Annotated in this window: 19 protein-coding genes; 5 read left to right on the top strand and 14 right to left on the bottom strand. The window is 59.3% G+C overall.

Annotated features, from left to right (window positions below):
- The first annotated feature begins 112 nt into the window (after window positions 1-112).
- A complete protein-coding gene (locus ACPYOJ_RS16340) occupies window positions 113-406 on the top strand; it encodes a PDDEXK nuclease domain-containing protein (RefSeq protein WP_481417214.1) in 294 nt (97 codons plus the stop codon).
- 798 nt (window positions 407-1,204) lie between these two features.
- Here ACPYOJ_RS16340 and ACPYOJ_RS16335 read toward each other — a convergent pair.
- Both ACPYOJ_RS16335 and ACPYOJ_RS16330 read right to left on the bottom strand, forming a co-directional pair.
- Window positions 1,205-2,689 carry an MDR family MFS transporter gene (locus tag ACPYOJ_RS16335; protein ID WP_481417199.1) on the bottom strand — a complete coding sequence of 495 codons (1,485 nt, stop codon included), beginning with the start codon at window positions 2,687-2,689 and terminating at the stop codon, window positions 1,205-1,207.
- A gap of 175 nt (window positions 2,690-2,864) precedes the next feature.
- Complete coding sequence (locus ACPYOJ_RS16330; protein ID WP_481417198.1) at window positions 2,865-3,353, bottom strand: helix-turn-helix domain-containing protein; 489 nt, start codon at window positions 3,351-3,353, stop codon at window positions 2,865-2,867.
- 168 nt (window positions 3,354-3,521) lie between these two features.
- Here ACPYOJ_RS16330 and ACPYOJ_RS16325 point away from each other — a divergent pair, with 168 nt between their 5' ends.
- A complete protein-coding gene (locus ACPYOJ_RS16325) occupies window positions 3,522-4,361 on the top strand; it encodes a class I SAM-dependent methyltransferase (protein ID WP_481417197.1) in 840 nt (279 codons plus the stop codon).
- Window positions 4,362-4,375: 14 nt separating this feature from the next.
- Here ACPYOJ_RS16325 and ACPYOJ_RS16320 read toward each other — a convergent pair whose 3' ends face one another.
- The 7 genes from ACPYOJ_RS16320 to ACPYOJ_RS16290 all read right to left on the bottom strand — a co-directional run bounded on the left by ACPYOJ_RS16320 (window position 4,376) and on the right by ACPYOJ_RS16290 (window position 11,070).
- Entirely contained in the window at window positions 4,376-5,107 is a 732-nt protein-coding gene (locus ACPYOJ_RS16320; RefSeq protein ID WP_481417196.1) for a hypothetical protein, read from the bottom strand.
- A gap of 245 nt (window positions 5,108-5,352) precedes the next feature.
- Window positions 5,353-6,381 carry an ABC transporter ATP-binding protein gene (locus ACPYOJ_RS16315; protein ID WP_481417195.1) on the bottom strand — a complete coding sequence of 343 codons (1,029 nt, stop codon included), beginning with the start codon at window positions 6,379-6,381 and terminating at the stop codon, window positions 5,353-5,355.
- Window positions 6,382-6,394: 13 nt separating this feature from the next.
- On the bottom strand, window positions 6,395-7,243 hold the full coding sequence (locus tag ACPYOJ_RS16310) for a carbohydrate ABC transporter permease (protein ID WP_481417194.1): 849 nt from the start codon (window positions 7,241-7,243) through the stop codon (window positions 6,395-6,397).
- The gene (locus ACPYOJ_RS16305) at window positions 7,240-8,163 is read right to left on the bottom strand and encodes a carbohydrate ABC transporter permease (protein WP_481417193.1); all 924 of its coding nucleotides are present in this window, start codon (window positions 8,161-8,163) and stop codon (window positions 7,240-7,242) included. The genes ACPYOJ_RS16310 and ACPYOJ_RS16305 overlap by 4 nt, the downstream gene beginning before the upstream one ends.
- Window positions 8,164-8,173: 10 nt before the next feature.
- The gene (locus ACPYOJ_RS16300; RefSeq protein WP_481417192.1) at window positions 8,174-9,421 is read right to left on the bottom strand and encodes an ABC transporter substrate-binding protein; all 1,248 of its coding nucleotides are present in this window, start codon (window positions 9,419-9,421) and stop codon (window positions 8,174-8,176) included.
- 102 nt (window positions 9,422-9,523) lie between these two features.
- On the bottom strand, window positions 9,524-10,315 hold the full coding sequence (locus ACPYOJ_RS16295) for an SDR family NAD(P)-dependent oxidoreductase (RefSeq protein ID WP_481417191.1): 792 nt from the start codon (window positions 10,313-10,315) through the stop codon (window positions 9,524-9,526).
- Window positions 10,312-11,070 (bottom strand): FadR/GntR family transcriptional regulator, encoded by a 759-nt coding sequence (locus ACPYOJ_RS16290; RefSeq protein ID WP_481417190.1) that lies wholly within the window; start codon window positions 11,068-11,070, stop codon window positions 10,312-10,314. Before ACPYOJ_RS16290 ends, ACPYOJ_RS16295 begins: the two co-directional genes overlap by 4 nt.
- A 139-nt stretch (window positions 11,071-11,209) precedes the next feature.
- Here ACPYOJ_RS16290 and ACPYOJ_RS16285 point away from each other — a divergent pair, with 139 nt between their 5' ends.
- The 3 genes from ACPYOJ_RS16285 to ACPYOJ_RS16275 are packed head-to-tail and all read left to right on the top strand — an operon-like array spanning window position 11,210 to window position 13,615.
- Window positions 11,210-12,355 (top strand): mandelate racemase/muconate lactonizing enzyme family protein, encoded by a 1,146-nt coding sequence (locus ACPYOJ_RS16285; protein WP_481417189.1) that lies wholly within the window; start codon window positions 11,210-11,212, stop codon window positions 12,353-12,355.
- A 58-nt stretch (window positions 12,356-12,413) separates the two neighbouring features.
- Complete coding sequence (locus ACPYOJ_RS16280) at window positions 12,414-13,280, top strand: DUF6772 family protein (RefSeq protein ID WP_481417213.1); 867 nt, start codon at window positions 12,414-12,416, stop codon at window positions 13,278-13,280.
- A complete protein-coding gene (locus tag ACPYOJ_RS16275; RefSeq protein WP_481417188.1) occupies window positions 13,280-13,615 on the top strand; it encodes a hypothetical protein in 336 nt (111 codons plus the stop codon). Before ACPYOJ_RS16280 ends, ACPYOJ_RS16275 begins: the two co-directional genes overlap by 1 nt.
- Window positions 13,616-13,622: 7 nt before the next feature.
- On the opposite strand, the gene ACPYOJ_RS16270 is transcribed toward ACPYOJ_RS16275, so the two are convergent.
- The 5 genes from ACPYOJ_RS16270 to ACPYOJ_RS16250 form a co-directional block, all read right to left on the bottom strand.
- The gene (locus ACPYOJ_RS16270) at window positions 13,623-15,014 is read right to left on the bottom strand and encodes an FAD-dependent oxidoreductase (protein WP_481417187.1); all 1,392 of its coding nucleotides are present in this window, start codon (window positions 15,012-15,014) and stop codon (window positions 13,623-13,625) included.
- A 12-nt stretch (window positions 15,015-15,026) separates the two neighbouring features.
- Window positions 15,027-15,812 (bottom strand): SDR family NAD(P)-dependent oxidoreductase, encoded by a 786-nt coding sequence (locus ACPYOJ_RS16265; protein ID WP_481417186.1) that lies wholly within the window; start codon window positions 15,810-15,812, stop codon window positions 15,027-15,029.
- 502 nt (window positions 15,813-16,314) lie between these two features.
- Window positions 16,315-17,271: a 3'-5' exonuclease gene (locus tag ACPYOJ_RS16260; RefSeq protein ID WP_481417212.1), complete on the bottom strand. Its 957-nt coding sequence runs from the start codon at window positions 17,269-17,271 to the stop codon at window positions 16,315-16,317.
- Window positions 17,272-17,992: 721 nt separating this feature from the next.
- On the bottom strand, window positions 17,993-19,633 hold the full coding sequence (locus ACPYOJ_RS16255; RefSeq protein ID WP_481417185.1) for an MASE4 domain-containing protein: 1,641 nt from the start codon (window positions 19,631-19,633) through the stop codon (window positions 17,993-17,995).
- A gap of 642 nt (window positions 19,634-20,275) precedes the next feature.
- Entirely contained in the window at window positions 20,276-21,055 is a 780-nt protein-coding gene (locus ACPYOJ_RS16250; RefSeq protein WP_481417184.1) for an SDR family oxidoreductase, read from the bottom strand.
- Window positions 21,056-21,062 lie beyond the last annotated feature (7 nt).

Genomic DNA, 21,062 nt, shown 5'->3' with positions numbered 1-21,062 from the left:
GGCTGCCTCTATCGGCAAATCTCGCTCTGTAGATGAAGCCCGCCCATTGCCTAGAAGGAAAACCGTCGCCGCGGATACCACAGCCGCAAGTATAGAACGCTTTTTCATACAAATGCCCACTTACAGCCACCTCAAAGAGGGAGCCGCTTTCGGATCGATCGGCCAAACGCTGCGGCAAGATGAACTCTATCTTTCCGCAGGCGACGACCAGCTCCGCCACGAGTCCGACGGCCCAAGCATAAGCATTATCTTTTGCAAGGGCAAGAATGAGGTCGTTGTCGAGTACGCTCTCCGAGATTCAACGAAGCCGATGGTGTTGCGGAATACCGGCTCTCTGCCGCCCTTCCCGACCCATTGCGGGCAGAGCTACCGACAGAAGCGGAGTTTGCACGCGAATTCCCGTTGATGGCGCTTGTGAAGTTGCGCATTGAGGTTGAGCGTGAAATCCCATCGCTGGTGGCCAATCAGACCGAAGCGGAGCGCCACTGGCTCTCGGACCAACGCTAAGCGACTTGCAGCGACTCGGCTTAGCTCCCCAAACCGCAGATCGGTTCCGCAGTGCCCTGCAGAGCATGAACCGCGCTGCGCACGGATTGGATGTCGCTCCTGCGGATGCATCCGAGGCAACCGAAATCGCGACAGCATTCCTTGCCGAACTCCGCGCGATCCGCGACAAACAATGATCGTGAAGCAGAACATCTACACCGAGCAGATTCCGACAGCGGAGCTCTATTGCCGCGTGTACTGCACCGCCGTGCATCCGCCGCCTTGAAGGGATACGAACCGATGACACGCGTCTCATTTTTGAGCCGCGGATTTATTCGCGATTTACGGCATAAGCCCCTATTATGGAACTCGCGCAGTTGGCGCCAAGTCCCAATTGCAAACCGGGCAGCGCGCTACGACGAAGTAGGCTCGAAACTGGAGAGTTTCGACGGCCACCTTCAAGACTGCGCTCGATTTCCATGACGGACTTCGCCTCAAGCGCGGCGATTTCGGCGATGGTCCCGCCACATGACAGCCATCGAAGTGATGACTTTTCGAGTGGCGAAAGCACCCATGGCTGCATAGCACCTCACGGCTCCATTTGATGACAATGCAGGCCGAGAGTGGGCAACGCCTTGGTCTGCCTGGCCGTCGGCAATATCGGGCCGCTCTACGGTTGTATATTGTCGCTGCACCAAGGAGTGTGCCGATTTCAGAGCTATTCGACAGCGACGGCCATCCCGCTCTCGGCGTGGCCGCGGAGTGACTTCTCCGGCATGAGGCGGAAAAGGAGAAACGACATTGCTGACGAAAGGGCGCATGCGATGAAAATATACGTGAACGGCAATGCCGAAGTAGCCGTGGCGTTGACGGTTTGAATCGCCTCACCAACGAGCGGCAGGCCGTTGCCAAGGGCGATGGCGCCAAGTGTGGCAACGCCAAGGGCTCCCCCAAGCGAGCGCAGGAATGTTAAAACACCCGTGGCAACGCCGAGATGCGCCTGATCGACGGCGTTCTGTACTGCGATCGTCGCGACTGGGAATGTCATGCCGGAGCCGAAACCGACGCCGAACGTCAGAATTTCGAGCGTAACCAGCAACGTCCGACCGGCCAGAAACGCCAGTATGGCTAAGCATAGGACACTGAGTGCGCATCCGGAAAGCGCAAGCCTTTTGTAGTGTGTTACTCGTTGCATCGCGCGTCCGCTGAACGTTGCCCCGGCCACGGTGCCTAGCAACAGACCGAGCATCACGATCGCGGAGCCGCTGGCGGAAAGGCCGTGGAACGATTGTCCATATACAGGAATGTAAACGGAAAGACCAACGCTCGCGGTCTGCCCAAGGAACATTGCAAGCGTGCCGTAACGCACGATCGGATTGCCCAGAACCTCGATCGAGATCAACGGTTCGGCAGCATGCCGCAGCCGCATTGAAAAAAGGAACCAAAAAATCGCGGAACAACAGAGCAGCCCGAGAATGACGGGTGAAAGCCAAGAATAACGGCTGCCACCCCAGTTGAGGGCGAGTAAAAGAAGCGTCGTCGCGGTGATCAGCAAAGCCGCGCCGGCGCCATCGATGCTGTGCCTACGGGTCGCGACAGCCAGCTTCTTCAATGGATTGTTGATGACCGCAAGGGCCACCAGTCCGAGCGGAATGTTGATCCAGAAAATCAGGGACCAATGGAAATGCTCGGCAAAGGTGCCGCCCAACAGTGGACCAGCGACGCTCGCCACGGCCCAGGTTCCCGATATCCAGGCGGCATAACGCGCACGCTCGCGAGGCGGAACAAGGTCGCCGATTACAGTTTGCGAGAGCGCGAAGAGTCCACCGCCACCCAACCCCTGCACTACCCGGCCAAGGATCAGCACCAGCATGCTTGGCGCCAGCGCACTGATCAGCGACCCGGCAAGGAAAATTGTGATGGCAGCGAAGATCGTCGGGCGGCGCCCATATACGTCCGATATCTTTCCATAAAGCGGCGCCATCGCCGTGGCGGTCAGAAGATAGCCCGTCACGACCCAGGGCAGGTAATCGGCATGGCCGAGTGCCTTGCCGATCGTTGGCATGGCCGGGGCAACAATCGTCTGGTCGAGTGCGGCTAGCAGCATGGATAGAAGAACGCCAGCGATGATGATGTTCTCCTCAGGCTCCGAGAGGGGAGGTATTCCCACGGCCGTTTCATTCAAGCGGGGTCTATCAGTCATTCATGCGGTCCTTGCGCCGTAGGTTGCCCGGCAATCTAAAATAGGCCGGTGGGTCGCGGCAAACTAGCCGCGTGTAATGAACATAATGTCCAACTGGTTGGACGATGTCGCGCGAATGGCCGCTGCCTCATGCTGCGGCGCCTTCGGGCCGAATGCTGCTCTAACGCGTTACCCTCTATACGCCCACGCGTTCCTCACCGGGGTTGTCTTTTGGCGGGCTTTGCAAGTTTTGCTGCAAACCCCATTCCGCACTGGCTCGATATAAGAAAACACCGGCTATTTGGCCCCTCTGGGGTTGACGAGCAATTTCGCGTGGTGTGCAACCGAAACTTCGTTTGAACATTGACGCGAAGGCCGCGGGGGTTTTATGTCCGAGGTCAAGCGCGATCGTTGTGACGGAATTCCCCGCCACGAGTTGTGGTAGCGCTGCATGCAAACAGGCCTTCTGACGCCACTCCACAAAACTCAAGCCAGTCTCAAGGCGGAATTTCTCAGCCCAAAGTCTCACGGTCTGGTGAGAGACGATGATGCCACGGGCTGCCAGCATATCCTCAACCATGCGCAGGCTGAGCGGAAACCGCAAATAGAGCCAAACGGCATGGGCAATCACTTCCGCTGGAAATCTGTGGCGACGATAGAGAGGATCACGTGCAAATCTGGTCATACCGCCAGATCCCACATTTTCATCGCTGCTCGGTTAACTTTACGGTGTCGCATCAAATGCCCCGGGCTAAGTCGGAAGAGTTGATATTTTGCGAAAGGGCGAAACCATCCCTCGCCTTTGCCCTTGGGCCTTGCTATCGAAGAAATGCCATCATTGGGGGATGCATCGATGTCAGCTAAGAACGAAACGTCGACGGGTCACGAAGCCAGCGGCGTCGACTGGCTCGATCTTCACTTCGAATCATCGCGTCCCGAATATGAGGGCGCACTGCGGCAGGTCGGCATTCAGCCCGGTTGGTCGGTGCTCGATGCCGGTTGCGGCAGCGGCAGCTTCCTACCGTTGATCTGCGATAGTACCGGTCCCGAAGGCACGGTCACGGCTCTCGACCTCGCGCCCGAAAATGTTCGGCGGGCAGAAGGAATGATGAGCAAGGTCGACACCGGCCCGCTTTTCAGTGCTCACGTCGGCAGCGTCCTCTCGTTGCCCTTCGACGATCAATCTTTCGATTGCGTCTGGTCCGCAAATGTCATGCAATATCTGACGCCGGAGGAATTCAGGCTAGCCACAGGCGAGGCGGTCCGTGTTCTGAAGCCTGGCGGCATAATGGCCGTCAAGGATTTCGATTCCACAATGCTGCAGATCCTGCCGATGGATCACGGCGTTTTCACCCGGTTCATGGCGGTGCGGCTGCGGAAGTTCCGTGAGCGTGGCGTGCTTGGCACGGATTGCGGCTCCACGATTCCGGCACGGCTGCGCGACACCGGCATCGACGTGCTCTGGCGCCGCGGTTGGCTCGTCGAGCGTTGGGCGCCAGCCGGCGCGCATACCCGCGCTTATGTCCGCGATCTGATCGCCTATTTCACGACGGTAGCGCCGGATTACGATTTACCCGAGAGCGACCATCGCTATTGGGAGAACTTGGCCAGGGATCCGGATAGCCTTCTTGATCAGCCGGACTTTTGTTATCGCGAGTTTTTCGTCGTGACCCTCTGCCGGCGGGCTGCTTGAACAGAACCGGGCGCTTAGTTCGGAGACGATCCGGATGAGCCGTCGAATATCTTTCGGCACATGGCCAGCATGTGCCGGTTGTAGTCCTGGTTGCGCATGGCATTTTCAAAAATCCGACGCATGACCGGGTGCTCCCGATACTTGATGAGCGTATTCTCCCAATCGACAATCAGGTCTTCCCGATCCTTCTGTGACATGCCGAGATCGATGGCCTGGTTATGGGCGATAAAGACCATGCGCGAAACTTGCCCGAACAGTCGCTTCATGAAAATAAAGGCTGCCAGATCCTCGTCCTTCCAGGAGGGGTCGATCTCGGGCGCATAAGCCTGCCTGATAACGGCTGGCGGAGCATTGATGAGCATTTCCATCGCGCGGTCGAACTGACCTTCCGCCTGCAGGATGAAGTTGACGGCGGCGGTGTCGGATTGTTTTTTTGCCTGCTGGCGAACCAGCCGAAACTGCCGAATGGCGAGGAGGATAGCGATGGGCGTTGAAATGCTTGCGAGCGTCTGCGCCACCATCAGCACGGTCTGAAGCGAAAATTGCATGTGATCCCCCAGGAAGAGCTTGCGCTTATCATGAAGCTCGCGGGCGGACAACGATAGGCGGGCATTCGCGCGTTTGACACTCAACGGTGGTGCGATCGCATTCAAAATGACGTATCGACTGAGATAGCTGACGGCCAGATCGCGCTCGATGCCTTCAGCCGTCACCTCTCGCTTCGGCTCTATGATCCCCGTAGTCATAATTACAAGGTCCAGCTTCTCGGTAGGAAGTTCGGCCGCGACGACTGACATCTTTCACCAGACTGACGGCCGCCTTCAGGAAACGGACGTAGCGACCTGCTGATCTTTGAATGTCTGTCCGACTACCAGCACGTTGGCGCCCTGCCGGGCAAGGTCCTGCATCACGGAAAGGCTGCGCGATGTTTAGGCTGTCGCCGCCCGCCGAACACCTCAAGCGAACCGGTCTTTCGCGCTACGCGATGCTCTCACGCGATCGCGCGGCCGTCCGATCCAAAGAAATGCAGCCTGTTTGGCTCGGCTGCAATGCCGACGGTGTCACCGGCGCCATATTCCTGCCTGTCGTCGCTGAGCACCAGACAGGGTGTCCCATCGTCCAAAGTCACATGCAACAGCGTCGCGGCGCCTGTATATTCGCAAAGCGTGACGCTGGCCTTGGCAGCTTTTCCGTTGTTATCGACCACCTTCAGGTGTTCCGGCCGCACACCAACGCGCTCTGCGCCGCTCGGGACGGAGACATGATCCGTCAGCAGCTTGGTGTTTACGGCCGGCAAATCATTCATCTTCGGACTGCCGATGAACTGAGCCACGAATATGTTGGCGGGATGCTCGTAGAGTTCGCGCGGCGAGCCGACCTGTTCGATGCGGCCGTCGCGCAGCACGACGATCTTGTCGGCGAGGGTCATGGCCTCGATCTGGTCGTGGGTGACATAGATCATCGTCGTCGACAGGCGCTTGTGCAGCCCGGCGATCTCCGAGCGCATATGCACGCGCAGTTCGGCATCGAGGTTCGACAATGGTTCGTCGAACAGGAAGACGTCAGGTTCGCCGACGATCGCGCGGCCGATCGCGACACGCTGGCGCTGGCCGCCGGAGAGTTCGCGGGGATAACGGTCGAGGAGCGCTTGGAGCTTCAGGGTCGCGGCCGCATCGTTGACGCGGCGCTGGCGTTCATCGGCAGCTACCTTTCGCACCTTCAGGCCAAAGCCCATGTTTTCGCGAACCGTCAGATGCGGATAGAGCGCATAGGACTGGAAGACCATAGCAACACCGCGCTGCGAGGGCTGAACCTCGTTGACGACGCGTTCGCCGATTCGCAATTCGCCGTCGCTGATATGCTCCAGGCCCGAAATCAGGCGAAGCAGCGTGGACTTTCCGCAGCCGGAAGGGCCGACGAAAACGACGAACTCGCCATCCCTGATATCGAGATCGACGCCACGGATCACGTCGATGGAGCCGAAGCGTTTTACAATTCCCTTGAGCGAGACACTGGTCATGCGAGAAGCTTTCTCATCCTTTCACGCCTGACAGCGCGAAGCTTTCGATGATCTGACGCTGGGCGATCAGATAGACGATCAGGATCGGCACCACCGCCAGGCTTGTTGCGGCAAGCTGCAGGTTCCAGAGCGGAAGGCCGTAGCTGTCGTTGAAATTCGAGAGCGCGAGCGGCAGCGTGAACATGTTGAGCGAGCTGACGAAGATCAGCGGCTCGAGGAATAGGTTCCAGGAATGCAGGAAGGTGATGATGGCAACGGCAGCAAGCGCCGGGCGCGACATCGGCAAGGCGACCTGCCACCAGATGCCGAAGCGGCTGAGACCATCCATTTTCCCCGCCTCTTCGAGTTCCTTCGGCAGCGCCAGGAAATACTGCCGCATCAGGAACGTCGCCATGACGCCCTGCGGACCGAAGGTCGGCAGCAGGATAAGCGGCCAATGTGTATCAACGAGACCCAGCCAGCGCATCAGGAAGAAGTTCGGAATGATCGTCACCTCCTCGGGAACCATGAGCGCCGATACGAGGAACAGCATCAGCAGGCCCGCGCCGGCAAAGCGCAAGCGGGCAAGCGCATAGCCTGCGAGCGAAGAGATCAGAAGCGTAAGGCCGGTGACGACAATCGCGATGTAGAGCGAGTTGAAATACTGCCGGGCAAAGGGCTGATAGGTAAAGACCTCGATATAGTTCTGCCAGCGCCAGACACTCGGAATGAGTGTCGGAGCCCCGAAGATCTCGGTCACGCTCTTGAAGCCGGCCGAAATCATCCAAATAAACGGGAAGACGAAAGGAATGGCAGCGATCAGGAGCGCGAGCGTCCAGCAGACACGGTAGAGGATTTCAATCGAGCGGCGCGTCGTCGTCATTCCGATCCCTTCCGTCTCAGCAACACCTGCAGCAGTGTCAGGATCATGACGATGACGAACATGATCAGCGCCAGCGCCGAGGCATAGCCGACATTGAAGAACTTGAAGCCCTGCTGGTAGATGTAGAATGCAAGGACCAACGTCCCGTTCTCGGGCCCTCCGCCCGTCATCTGGTAGATATGGTCGAAGACCTTGAACGATCCGATCGTGGTGATGACCATGATGACAAGCGTCGCGGGCGCGAGTAGCGGCCAAGTGATCATCCGGAAGACCTGCCAGCGCGAGGCGCCTTCCAGGCGTGCTGCCTCTTCATAATCGCGAGGAATGGCCTGCAAGGCGGCGATGTAGAGGATCATGTTCAGGCCGACCATCTTGATGACACGCGTGACGATGACGGCCGCCATCGCCCAGTTCGGCTCGCGCAGCCAGTTCGGCCCCGTGATGCCGACCAGCGCCAGCACCTGATTGATGAAGCCGCCCTCCCCCTGAAGGATGAATTTCCAGACGATCGCCCAGGCGATCGCCGATGTGATGACAGGGGCGAAGAAGACGGTGCGGAAGAACACGACGCCGAAGAAGGGGCGCGAAAGCGCGAGAGCAAGCGCCAGCGCCAGTGCCATGTTGAGAGGCACCAGCCCCAGAGCGAAGATGACCGAGTTTCGCACGACATGCCAGAAATCCGGGTTTTCCAGCAGTGCGTTGTGAAAATTCTGCAGCCCGACGAATGTCGCCTGCTGGGTCAGCAGGTTCCATTCCGTCATCGAATAGTAGACGACGGCGCAGAGTGGCCCCAGGAAGAAGATGAGGAAGCCGATGAGGGTGGGGCTGACGAAAAGCCATGCCTCCATCATCTCCCTTATCTTCAGCGTGAGCCAGGGCCTCTCCCGGGTACGCTTCGTGCTGCGGACTGTCTCGGTCATCATCTGTCGCTTAGAGCAGAGGTTGAATTGCCGCGCAGATGCCCTTGATCGCGGCGTCCACATCGGCATCAGGCTTCCACAGGGCATCAACGCGCGGTGCCATGGCCGCCTGTATCTGTGGCGCCTTTTCATGCGCAGGGTGGACGCGGCCCTTGGCGATTGCGTCGGCCACATATTTCATCTGCTGCGGCGAAACGAGCTTGTTGCTGTTGACGAAAGCATCGCTTTCGAGAACGCTCCTGCGCGCGGGCGGGAAGAACTGCGCCATCGTGGCGACATTTTCCTTGTTGGTCATGTAAGCAACGAACTGTGCTGCGATTTCCGTGTTCTTGCCCGAGGCGAAGACCACGAGACCCGCCTGCCCGATGACAGGCGATTCACCCGCCGGGCCTGCCGGCAACGGCGCCAGACCCCACTTGAAGCCGGCTTCCGCCATTTTCGATGCACGCGAGATCTGATTGATCGTCATCGCCGAATTGCCGGAGAAATAATCACCCTGTTCACCAGGCGGCACGATCGACTTGTCCTTGAAGACCATGTCATGAAGCTGCTTGATTGCCTTGACGGCTTCCGGCTTGTCGAAGCCACACTGCTTGTTGGACCAGATGTCGCCGCCATATGCACGGATCGGCGGCAGGAAGGCGTGGGTCATGCGCGATGCGTAGCCTTCGCCGTCCTTGAATTCGAAGCCCCATTTTCCCGGATTGGCCTCGGCAAGCTTCTTGGCGACCTCCTGGAACTTTTCCATGTTCCACTCGCCCTTGGCATAAAGCTGTTCAGGATCCTCGATCCCGGCTTTGTCGAACATGTCCTTGTTGTAGTAGATCAGGAAGGGCGATGTGGAGAACGGAATGCCGTAGACGGTCTCGTCCTTCTGCCACAGGCCCATTGCCGGCTCGGAGAAGTCGGCGAAGTCATATCCTTCGGTCGCCTTGAGGGTGGGGCCGAGATCCATCAGCAGATTGGCGTTTTCGAAGGCCGGCGCGGCGTCTTCCATCATCCAGGCGATATCGGGCGCATTGCCGCCGGCAATCTGGAACGTAAGCTTCTGGGTATAGTCGTTGACCGGCACCGTCTCGAACCGGACATTGACGTCGGGATGGGTTTTCTTGAAGCCTTCGGCGATGCCGTTCAGCATCTTCAGATGCGCTTCGCTGCCCGTCCACACCGTCATGCGCAGATCGGTCGCGAATGCGGCGGTCGTCGTCATCAACAGTGTCAGAGCGGATGCTGCAATACCTGCTAGTGCGGCCCTCATGGTTTCCTCCCTTGGTCGCTGGGTTATCAGGCTGTCCGCGCGATTGACTTCAAACGCCGGACCGCGGTGGCAGAGCGTTCTGCCTGATTGTCTTTTCTCTCCTCATGCCGCTGTCCCCGGAAGCGACCCGGGCGCATCGCCAATCGACCATCCTCCGTCAACGGGAATATTCGCGCCGGTGATGTAGCCTGCGGCATCGCTGCACAGAAAGACGAAAGCTCCGACCACATCCTCGGGCCGGCCATGCCTGCCGATGGGGATCTTGGCTGCAACCGCCTTGCGAAACGCGGCGTCGCCGTAACGCTCCGCATTGGCCTCGATCTCGATCGCGCCGGGGGAGACGACATTGAGCGTCACTCCACGCGAACCAACGTCGCGCGCAATGGCCTGGACGGCGGTCAGCTGCGCTGCTTTCAGCGAGGCATAGACCAGCGTCTCCGCACGTGGCCTCGCGGCCATGATGCTGCCAGTCGCGATCACCCGCCCCCAACCGCGCTCGGCCATCGGGGGAATCAGTTTGCCTGCGAGCGAGATCAGCGTCGCGAAATTCGCCGTCATATGCGCGGTGATCTGCGCCGTATCGACTTCAGCCCATGGCATGCGTCGCTCAATTGCCGCGTTGGCGATCAGGATGTCGATCGGGCCGCAGTCGCGTAGCGCCTTTTCCGCAATCGCCTCCGCAGCGCCAGGCATTGTGAAATCCGCCTCCAGGATCGGGACGTTTCCGCCGATTTCAGCCGCGGTTTTCCGCGCGCCCGCCTCATTGCCGAAATGGTGCAGGACGACATCAGCGCCATGCTGGGAAAGGCCGAGCGCGACGGCCCGTCCGATACCCGAACTGGCGCCCGTCACCAGCGCACGTCTCTTCGCCAACGAGAAGCGCGCCGCCGTCATGCCTGATCACCAGAAAGCTTGTCAGCCACTTCAAGCGAAGCGATATCCGCGGCGTCGAAATGAGCCCGGATTTTCTGTTCGGCGAGATCGGCGTCACCGGCGGCAATCGCATCGTATATCGCCTGGTGACGGGCGATCGTGGCACGCCAGTCGGCATCGCTGCGGTTGGCGCGCCGCGAAAACAGCTCGGACACTTCGCGCTGTACCGAGCGCATGCCTTCCATCTGCACCCGTATCATGAAGTTGCCGGTCGCCATGGCAAGTCCGAGATGGAAGCGAATATCGGCATCGGTAAAGCCGGCGGGCTCAAGAAGCGAAGCCGACATCTGGGCAAGGCCCTGACGCATGGCGGAAAGACCCTCGGCGTCGCGCCTCTCGGCGGCGAGACGTGCAATACCGGTCTCCACGACGCGGCGCATCTCATTAGCCTCCTGCAGCCGCTTCAGGCTGGAGCGGACGGCATAGCCGTAAATCTTGTCCATCGGTTCGCCGCTCAGCGTCTTTGCCCGCGCGACCTTGCCCTGCTGCGTAAAAATGAGGCCAGCCGCCGTCAACTGCCGCAGCGCTTCGCGGGCGATCGGCTTCGACACCCCGAACTCCCTGGCGATTTCGCCTTCCGGGGGCAGCGGCTCGCCGGGCGAGATACGGCCATCAAAAAGCGCAGCCGCGATCGCATCGGATACGCCATCCGCAAGTCGCGAGGGGCTGGCTGGCTTGGCAGCAAACACGGATTTCCGTCCCTGGTTTTCTGTCATTCTCTCCTCATTGATCTCAACGCTATCATTCAGTTTCTAACTTAGCAACTAGGTTTATCAGTTGCCAAGATGATGATCTGTGGCTAGAACTAGCAGAGACAGCCGGAAGCGGCGAGAGAAACATCGAGCGAACAGGCCAATGGACAACGGGAACATCGGCACGACCAACGCGATCCGCATTACCGACGTGATCGCCCACCCCCTGACGCAGACGCTGCCGAAGCCGACCGTCACGTCCTGGGGCGCCTATAATCAGGTGTCGATTGTCCTGGTGGAGGTCCGCACCGCGGATGGCATCGTCGGCGTCGGCGAGACCCTGGCGCGGTTTTCCCCCAAGGCCTATGCGGAATTGATCGAGACTTCGCTTAAGCCCCGGCTCATCGGGCAGGACGCCCGCAACATCGGAGCACTCTGGCAATCCATGCGCCGCGCTCTTTCAGGGCGCGCCGGCGGGATGCTGATAGAGGCAATCGCCGGTGTCGACATCGCGCTTTGGGATATCCTCGGAAAGTCGGCGGGCCTGCCGATCGCCAAGCTCCTGGGCGGTATCGGCCGCGAGAGGATCGACGTCTATGCGGCCGCCATCAACTGGGTGGAGGATGCCGAGGCCGACCGGGAGCTCGAGCGCTATACGAGCGAAGGCTTCCCGCGCATCAAGGTGAAGATGGCCAAACCCGTCAAGGAGGCGTGCCGCCGGATCGAACGCTTGAGAAAGAGCGCCGGCGACGACGTCGCACTCTGCGTCGATGCCAACTGGGCCTATACGCTGGACGAGGCGGTCGAAGTCGGCCGCGCGCTTTCGGCCAACGGCTATTTCTGGTTCGAGGAGCCTCTCGCGCCTGAAAACGAGCAGGGCTACGAGGAGCTTCGGAAACGCTGCGACGTGCCGTTGGCGGCAGGCGAAAGCAATTTCGTGGCCGATCAGGCGCAGCGTCTTGTCGCCAACCGCACGCTTTCCATACTGCAGCCGGACGTCGCGCGAGCCGGCGGGATCAGCGAGACGAGGCGCATGGCGGAATATGCCGGCCTGCACGATGTCGCTTACGCGCCGCATATCGGCATGTCCGGCATCATCTGCGAGACAGCCAGCGTTCATCTGGCGTCGGCGCTGCCGAATTTCCGCGTGATGGAATGCGAGTGCGATCTGAGCCCCTTCAAGCGCAACCTCGCAAATCTTGCACCCGGCTGCCTGCGCCAGAAGGACGGCACGCTCGACGTGCCCTCCGCGCCAGGCCTTGGCGTCGAAATCGATTGGGATGCCGTCAAGCGGCTACGCATCCAGTGAGGGCAGAGGAGCAATGACCACATCCACTCTTCCGACGGCGGCCGAGATGACAGAGGCGATGCGACTTGCGATGCTGCGGGCCGACCCGGCGCTCAGCCGTTTCGACCCCCTGCCCCGCATCCTCTCATTCGACAACTTCTCGCGCGGCCACTGCGGCTGGTCACAGCTTGTCGGCAATTACGAAGAAACGCTGGATTCGATGCTTCCCGGATATGCGCAGCATTCCAGCGCGATGCTTTCGACCCTCAGCCACTGGGACGCAGGCTCGCATGGCGGCATGGGTTCCTCATACGCGCTGAAGATCGCAACGAAGCCACGGCCGGGTGCCCAGAATGTCGCGATCAAACGGCATACATTCCGGGCGCGTGGTCCGATCCGCTTTGAAGCGTTCTTTACCTTCAAGCCGGAAGCAACCGAGTTGAAACTCTCCGAAACCGATGTTCGCTCGATCGGCTTTCTCTTCGACCTGCAATGTGGCGACCGGGACGGTGATGGCGAGCGCGTCATGCCGCATCTTCGTTTCCTCAATGCCGAAGGCGGGAAGCATTTGCAGAAATGGCAGTACAAACGCGAGACCACACCGTTCAAGCCTATCGGAAACGAGGACAAGACAGTTAGCCACTACCATCTGTCGCCTGAGGGCTGGCTCGATCTGCCCGACGGCGATCAGCGCCTTTGCTACAACGAGATCCCGACCAAGGTAAACTGGAGTTATCTTCGTTTCGATTTCGACCTGGCGTCGATGACGGCAACCGGCCTGCAATGCAACGATCGCCATTTTGATCTCTCTGGTTTCGATTCCATTCGCATTCCGGCAATGAAGAACCTCTGGTGCATGCTGAACTTCTGCCTGTTTGCCGAGACCGATAGCGCAAAACGCGCTTTTCTCTACGTCGATTCCGTTTGCATTTCAGGGGACTTCTGATGCTGCCCGAGAACATTACCGCGATTATTGCCCGCAACGAGCGCTGGAGCGGTGAAGCGGCAAGCGAGCCCTACGAGGCCGGTTGGGCACATGAAGCAGTGTTCTTCATTCGCGCCCTCAAAGCCCCTCTGGGCAGAGCCGCCAGGGGTTGGGTCGAAATCTCGCCGGACGGGATGCATTGGGTGCGTGAGGGCACCGAATTCCAGATGCCGTCCGATCTAGACTCAATCGCAGCAGCTCGCATCAGCCACTTCGGCAACTGGCTCCGCGTCGCGGCACGTTTCGACGAAGGCGCCGAATGCACCGTATTGGTGACCCTGCATCTGAAGGCCTGACCGGTCGTTAGCCGAGATAGGCGCCCTGGGCCAGCAACTCTCTCCGAAGGTCGGCATAGTCCACATGCCGCGGGCTGGCACGGTTTCCGATCGAAAGTGCGGCAGCCACGCCGGCCGCCTGACCGAGCGCGAAGCAAGGCGGCATGACCCTGATTGCGCTCAATGCCTCATGCGTTGCTGACACTGCTCGGCCAGACACCAGAAGACCTTCATGGAAACGCGGCACCATAACCCGGTACGGTATCTGATAGACATTGGCCGTTGACGGCGCATCGCCGCCTGTGCCTCCGCCCGATCCAGTCGGATCGTGGATATCCAGCGGATAGCCGCAAAGCGCAATGACATCTTCAAACGGCCGGCCGCTGTGCAGGTCTTCGAGCGTCAATTCATAATCACCCTCGATGCGTCGCGTTTCGCGAACGCCGATCTGCGTTGCCGTATCCCTGAGCTCCACATTCTCGAAGCCCGGCAGGTTGTTGCGGAAGAAATCGAGAAGGGCGACCGTTTGTTCGCGGCCTTCCATTTCCGCCAACGTAAGCTCTGCGGCATCGGCACCGTTGCGGCGGAGCACGCGACCGGTGTTGATCCGCCAGACGCCCGGCTCCATCGTCTTATAGAGACCGATACCGCGCCGCGGTGCAGGAAAGCGTCCCTCCGCGGTCGCCTTCGCAACGATCGACGAAAATGGCCGAAAATCGTCGGGATGCGAACGAACATACTCCTCCACGACCGCGTCATCGACATTCTGCACCCGGAAGAACAGGGTCTGGGGTTGCGCCAGTCCGTCGCTGTCGCGTCCCTGGCGCGTGTGAACGCCTGCAAAATGCGCAACGTCGCCATCGGCCGAGCAATCAACGACGACCTTGGCGCGCGCCGCTTTCAGGCCGCCCTTGCCGGCACAAACGACACCAAGCACACGTGGCGTCTCGCCATGATCATCGACGATCGCATCTACGACCATTGTGTGCAGCAGCAGATCCATACCAGCTTCGACGCACATGCGCTGTGCAACGACCTTTGCCGCCTCCGGCTCGAACGGGGTCACCTTGTCATGACCGTGGACGATGAAGCCGCAATAGGCAGAACCGGCCGGGATCGTGCTTGGGTGCAACGCGCCGCCAATCGCCATCATGCGCTGCACGAATTCTTCGTAGATGCCGCGTATCAGCTGCTGGCTGCCATCGAGCGAGTAGGACGTCATGCAAGGCCCGACAAGCCCGGCTGTGAGGTTGCCGCCCAAGAAGCCATAGCGTTCGACAAGCCGGACCCTGGCGCCAAGCCGCGCCGCTGCGATCGCGGCCGACAATCCCGATGGTCCGCCACCGATGACGAGAATGTCAACCTCATCGTATTCAGGGATATCGGCTGCATAAGCATAGCGGTGCTTCGTCTCTGCCATGGTCTGTCTCCTCTAGCGGAACATCGATCCGCCGTCGACATCGAGGGCGGCGCCATAGACGAAGCTTGCAGCATCCGAGCAGAGGAACATGATGGCTGCCGCCATATCATCAGGCCTGCCCATGCGGCGCATCGGCAGATTGCCGGCAATGCGATCCTTCAGCGATTGATCGATATGGGAATGCATCGGCGAATCTGTCGGCCCCGGATTGAGCGCGTTGATCCGCACCTTCTTTCCCGCCAGTTCGCGCGCGATCGACTTGACCAAGGAAAGCGTCCCGGCCTTGGAGGCGGCATAAGCAGTGTCTGCAATCAGCCCGCCGCCACCATGCACACCGGCGTCGGAGGCAACGCAGACGATGTTCCCGCCGTCGCTGTTATCAAGCATGCGCTTCACGCCCGCTTGGACAGTAAAGAACGTCCCGAGCAGATTGACATCGAGTACCTTGTGCCAATGCGCCCAATCCTGCTCGAAGAGCCGCCTTGCGGTAATGATAGCCGCACAGGTCACAACGTTGTCGAGCCCTGCGAGATTGGCATCACAGTAGTCGAAGAGCGCGGCGATACTGTCCTGATTTGCAATATCGACCGTCACGGTGTGGATTTTCGCGCCGGTTGCACGAAGTTCATAAGCATACCGCGCAAGCCCATCCTGATCGCGATCGGCCATAACGATCTCCGCCCCCTTGGAGGCGAAAGCGCGAGACGTCTCGAGACCCATTCCACTCGCTGCGCCTGTTACGAGAACAGTCTTGCCCGAGAACGCATCATCGGCATAGGCGGCATAATTTCGAGACACTGTGATCATCCTTTTGAAAATCGCGCACCAACAGGCACACTTCAATTCGCATCAACAATTCATCTTAGCAACTATGTTTCTATGATGTAAAGTGTGCGCTTGATCGGAATGAAGCGTAGGAATGCCTCAGCCGGGGGGCTGATCCAGCATTTTGGCGACAGGCGGGGCGATACCCATGGCCCTCGGCGGATCCCCACGCTACCTGTAACGTCTTCCCGGATCCCAGCAAAAAAACAGAAACGAAAAAGGCTGCCGCGGGAGGACGTGCGGCAGGCTTTTGAAATATTCGAACAGCGATCGGGAGGAGGAGTATCGCCGTTCACTCAGGCGTCCTCGGGAGGAGGAACGGTCCGCCTGAAAATACGAAGCTTTGCAGGAGGATGTGCATCGCTTCGGTGGAGCTAGTTATACGGGCTCGTTGGAAAACGCGAAAGACGCTGCACCGCAATACAGACGTGCGTATCATGCACAGGCGTACGAGCTTGCGCCTGTTTCCAAGCCATCAGGCCCTGAAGCGGTCAAATGCCGTCAAATACCGGATCGGCGGATCCGCGTCAGGATAGCGGTAGATTTCGCTTCTCAGATAGCGAAGCTCTTCTTCAAGGTCAGGTTCACTGACTTCCATCCACCATGACTTGGGCCTTCCTTCGCTTCCGTCCGACCATCGATAGCCGCGCGCCTTCAGGTGATCCTTGAGATCGAAGGGGCTGTTCTCGGCGAAAATCCGGACCCGGCATCTCTGGCTTGCCTCATAAAGTTCGGCGAACGGCGTCATCATTTCAGCGCCCGTATCCCGATCGAGCACTTCCAGCAAAGCAAAACAGTCATCTACCGCTCGGTGACCGTCGTGAAAGAAGCCTGCCTGGCCGATCAGATACCCGAGCTTCGTGCCCTCGAACCCGCGTGAAGACCAGTCGATCTCGGTGTTCGAACATGCCCACGCCTTGTTGGAAAATAGCGATGAGAATGCTTCGCTGAACGGACGGTCGAAGCCGGCATTGTGGGCAATGATCAGGTCCGCCGGCTCGATCAGCGACCGCATAGCCTCCATATCGATTGTCTGTCCCGCGACCATCTCGTCGGTGATGCCGGTCAGCCTGGTGATATCAGGGGGGATCGGAAAGCTCGGCTGCCGAAGACCGCCATAAACACCGGTGATGTCGCCAATCCGACGCTCACTATCGAAGGAGAACGCGATAGCGCCGATTTCGATGATCTCGTCCTTGCGGTGATTGAGCCCCGTCGTCTCCGTGTCGAGGATGACGCCGAACATCGGAAACTGTGGCCGGGGCGTTTGGGCGACCTGCCGTGGTTCGAGCTTGTGCAAAATACGATAGCGGCCAGTCGCCATCAGGAGCGAGACCATATCCGCCTCACCCATTGCCCCGGCAGCCATCCGCTTCGTCGGCCGTTCGGAGACGGACTTGGCCTCGTGAGCGGCCACGTCCTCAGCAAACATATCGAATTGGGCAGGCGTCACGAGAATTTCCGGTCGGGTCATCGCTGGAGACTTAGCATGAAGGGGACCCGCCGTCATTAACGTAAGCATCTGTGAAAGCGCGCGAGAAATAGCTCACGAAATTATTCTCCGCTTCCTCAGCTCTTGAAAGGAGCCGAACCGACGACCAGGCGATTTCCCTCTGTCAAAGCTGATTAGACGCGCGACCTCTTTGGCCCGGCGGAAGCGTCGATCACGAGCCATGCCGAATTGGCTTCGCAATCATCGTCAATATAAGCCAAGGTTTACGGGACACGGGCGGCACACGGATGCCATTCTCTCAGACAACTCGATGCGGAGCGCCACTGTAGTTGCATAACTGGGTGCCCACACGACGGGTCCTGCGAATGGCTATAGGTGCATGATGAACAAGCAAAGCTTGTTGTAGCTGAACGTGATTTCCCAGAACCGGAACCAATTCCGCCGATAGCCGGGTCTGGACCGAAACACCATTCCGCGTGGTCACGCTTCGCACCAATATGACCACTTCATTGATTGCCGCATTAAGATCGAAACGCTCTTTTCGAAGTGGCGCCTTCTTGGTTTGCTTTGGGATGCGATCGATGATTTCTCGGCTCCATCGGCGTCGTTAGCGACACAGGAGAGCGCTTCCCTGACCTCGCCGGGGTCAGGCGGCTGCATCTCCGGAAAATTCCGGGCCGCCCGTGCGTTGTTGCGGGCGCTAGTGCTGCCGGTGGGCGGGCAACGTGAAGTGAAAAATGGCGCCTCGGGGTAGATTGGCGGTCACCCACAACTGGCCCCCGTGGGCCTCGATGATCGACCGGCAAATCGACAACCCCATCCCCATCCCGTTCACCTTGGTCGTAAACTGCGGTTTGAATATCAGATCGATAGCGCTCGGCTCGACGCCCTTCCCCATGTCTTCCACCGACACCATCAGACAGCTGGAGTCGTAGACTTTAGACCTTAAGGAAAGTACCCGGTCCCCATCTTCAGTGGCCATTGAATCGATCGCGTTCGTGATCAAATTCACGAGCACCTGCTGCAGCTGAACCTCGTTGCCCTCTATCGTTGGGAGCGATTGGTTGTAGTCGGTTTGAACCGCTACCCGATGCGTCTGCAGATCGTAGCGCACGAGCGCCAGAGCTTCGCGGATCAGATTGTTGACGTCGAGCGAAGTCCGGATTCGTGCTTCGGTCTTGAAGAGCGTCCGAATATTATCGATCACCGCGCCCATACGGTGCCCGTTGTTCACGATTTGCTGTAATGCGGCTTTGGCCTCATCGATGTTGGGCGTCGCGCGATCAAGCCAGCGCAGGCTCGCACTGGCGTCCATAGTTATCGCCGACAATGGCTGCTTGATCTCGTGCGCCACGGTGGCTGCGACCGCGTCCCCTGTCAGCAGACGCACCTCGCGCTCGCGGCGTTGGCCAACGACTGCGCGCAGCAGTTCACCGTATAGCATCGTCACTTCTTTCATCAGGGTGAGCAGCACAAGGCTGCCGGAAAACACGCCGTAAACTCGCCCGGCATACCAGCCGACGCTAAAGCGGTACGGGATAGGAAAGGCGGTTAGGGCGATCTCGATGATGTATGCGAACAAGACTAACATCAGCCAGAGATCGAGAACCGAGCGGTGCCGCAGCCATAGCAAGAAAAGCGCGACGACGAATAATCCCGCCATCGGTCCGACCACGTAGTACCAGAGATAGGAAACCTCCGCCGTGTCGAGCATGATGCGCGGGAGGAACGCATGGCCTGCTGTAACGAAGACTGTTGCGCAACAGACGAGCGCAGTAACTGATCCGACAGTCATAAAGACCCTCGCACGAATGGAGCGTGGCGACAGCGCCTCCATCGGATCGGCATCCTTCAACAGTGTATAGACGATCGCGAACACGGCGAAGCCCGCGTGGGACAGGACATAGAGCCAAACCGTGCTCTGGAGGCCGCCGCCAAGGCCGCCCTCCGGCGCCAATACGCCTGGAAATGTGAGCGTCCAAGGAATTGCGATGAGCGCCGTCAGGAAATAGCCACTCGCTAGTGCGAGGAGCGCATGCGAGCGTAGGACGGAAAACTGCGCGAAGAGCAGGGCTGCGGTGATAGAGTCGATGAGGAAAATCGCAGTGCCGTAGGCGGGTATAAAGGCGTCAACCCGCCTCAGTGGCAGCCCAGAGAGCGGGCCTGCCACGATGACAAAGACAACGAGCAGCACGAACACAACGCCAAGCGCGAACCGCCTTTGAGCGACACTGGGCGAAAGATTCGAGAGCACAAACTCATCCGCCCGTAATCCGGCCGCTGACCCTTCCACAAACATATTCGCCTCACGTCGAAAGCCCGCGATGGACGGCAATTTCAAGTTCGCCAGTCTCCAATTCGAAATCAGACTTCCAGAATGTGGTGCCTTTCCTGCTTGCCCGACGAGATCGTCCGATCTCACTAGCCCGAAGCCGCAGGGCGCCCAAACCACAGTCTAATGCAAGCGATCACTTTCGCCAATGCCGGCACAAGGCGAGTGCAATTGAGCGATAGGGACGTTTCTCTGACCTAAACCCGCCGAAAGATGCGCAGCCCGCTAAGGCCTAGCTTATCCCAGCTTTATGCCGCGTTAGCGGCTTCGTTTAATCCCAATTTTTCGATTTTCCAACCGGCCTCTGACGGGCGATGTCATGTCTGGATGTATATGGACCCCGTCCGATTGCAACGGGTTTGACGGGAATGGATCTCAGGTCACAACTGCTGACGTATATTCGGCTTCTTGATGCAGCAGGGCTCGGTGAACGACAGCTTCTGCCGGTTGAAAGCGATGATCTTCTGGTCGCGGAACGGGTTGCGTTACAGCGGGAGGCTCGGCTAGTTTCGATACCATCCGCGCACTCGATTTCCTGGAGGGTCGGCTGGTTGGGGAAGCGACAGCAAACGGATGGGGTAACACATTCCACGAACCGGCAGATGTGGTGGACCGATGTGAAGATACGTGGAGCACATCTATCCGACGCATTCATACAGCGTGCTGCAGAACGCTCAGACCCCCGTCCACCGTCAGGCAGGTCGCGTTCATGAACGGGCACTCGTCCGAAATCATGAACACGGCCGCCATGGCGATTTCCTCCGGCGTCGCAATTCGTCCTCCGGGATGAAGCTTCATCGTCTCGGCCTTCGCCGCCTCAGGATCGGGAAAGCCGTTCCAGTAGTCGATGACCTTCTGGGTCGCGACATAGCCGGGGGCAAGCGCATTCACGCGAACGTTCTTCGGCGCGTATTCGAGCCCCAGCGATTTCGTCATGCCAAGCAGCGCATGCTTTGCCAGGGGATATGGGAAGGTATGCGGGATGATCGTGAAGGCATGGGTCGAGGCGATATTGAGGATCACGCCTCCGCCCTGGTCGATCAGGCCGGGCAGAACCGCCTTCGAGCAGTTCCACGCCCCCTTGAGATTGATGTCGAAGCAGCGGTTCCATTCCTCGTCGCTGGTATCCAGTGGCTCGGAAAACACGTTGACGCCGGCATTGTTGACCAGCGCGTTGATCCGGCCGATCCCGGCTTCAGCCTCGGCGACAGCCGCGACGATCGCCTTGGCGTCCGTAATATCGGCCGATCGCGCGCCGACCCGATACCCCTCACCCTTCAGCCTCGCCGCTTCCTGATCAAGCAGCGCCTCGTCGCGATCAATCAGGAACAGGCGTGCGCCATCTCGCGCGAATGCCTTGGCGATAGCAAGGCCGATGCCCTGCGCGGCGCCGGTGATGAGGATACGCTTGTTGAGTAGACGATTGGACATGGCGGCC

The sequence above is a fragment of the Rhizobium sp. SVR5-9E genome (assembly GCF_056755095.1).
This window is presented reverse-complemented; position numbering and strand designations above follow the sequence as displayed.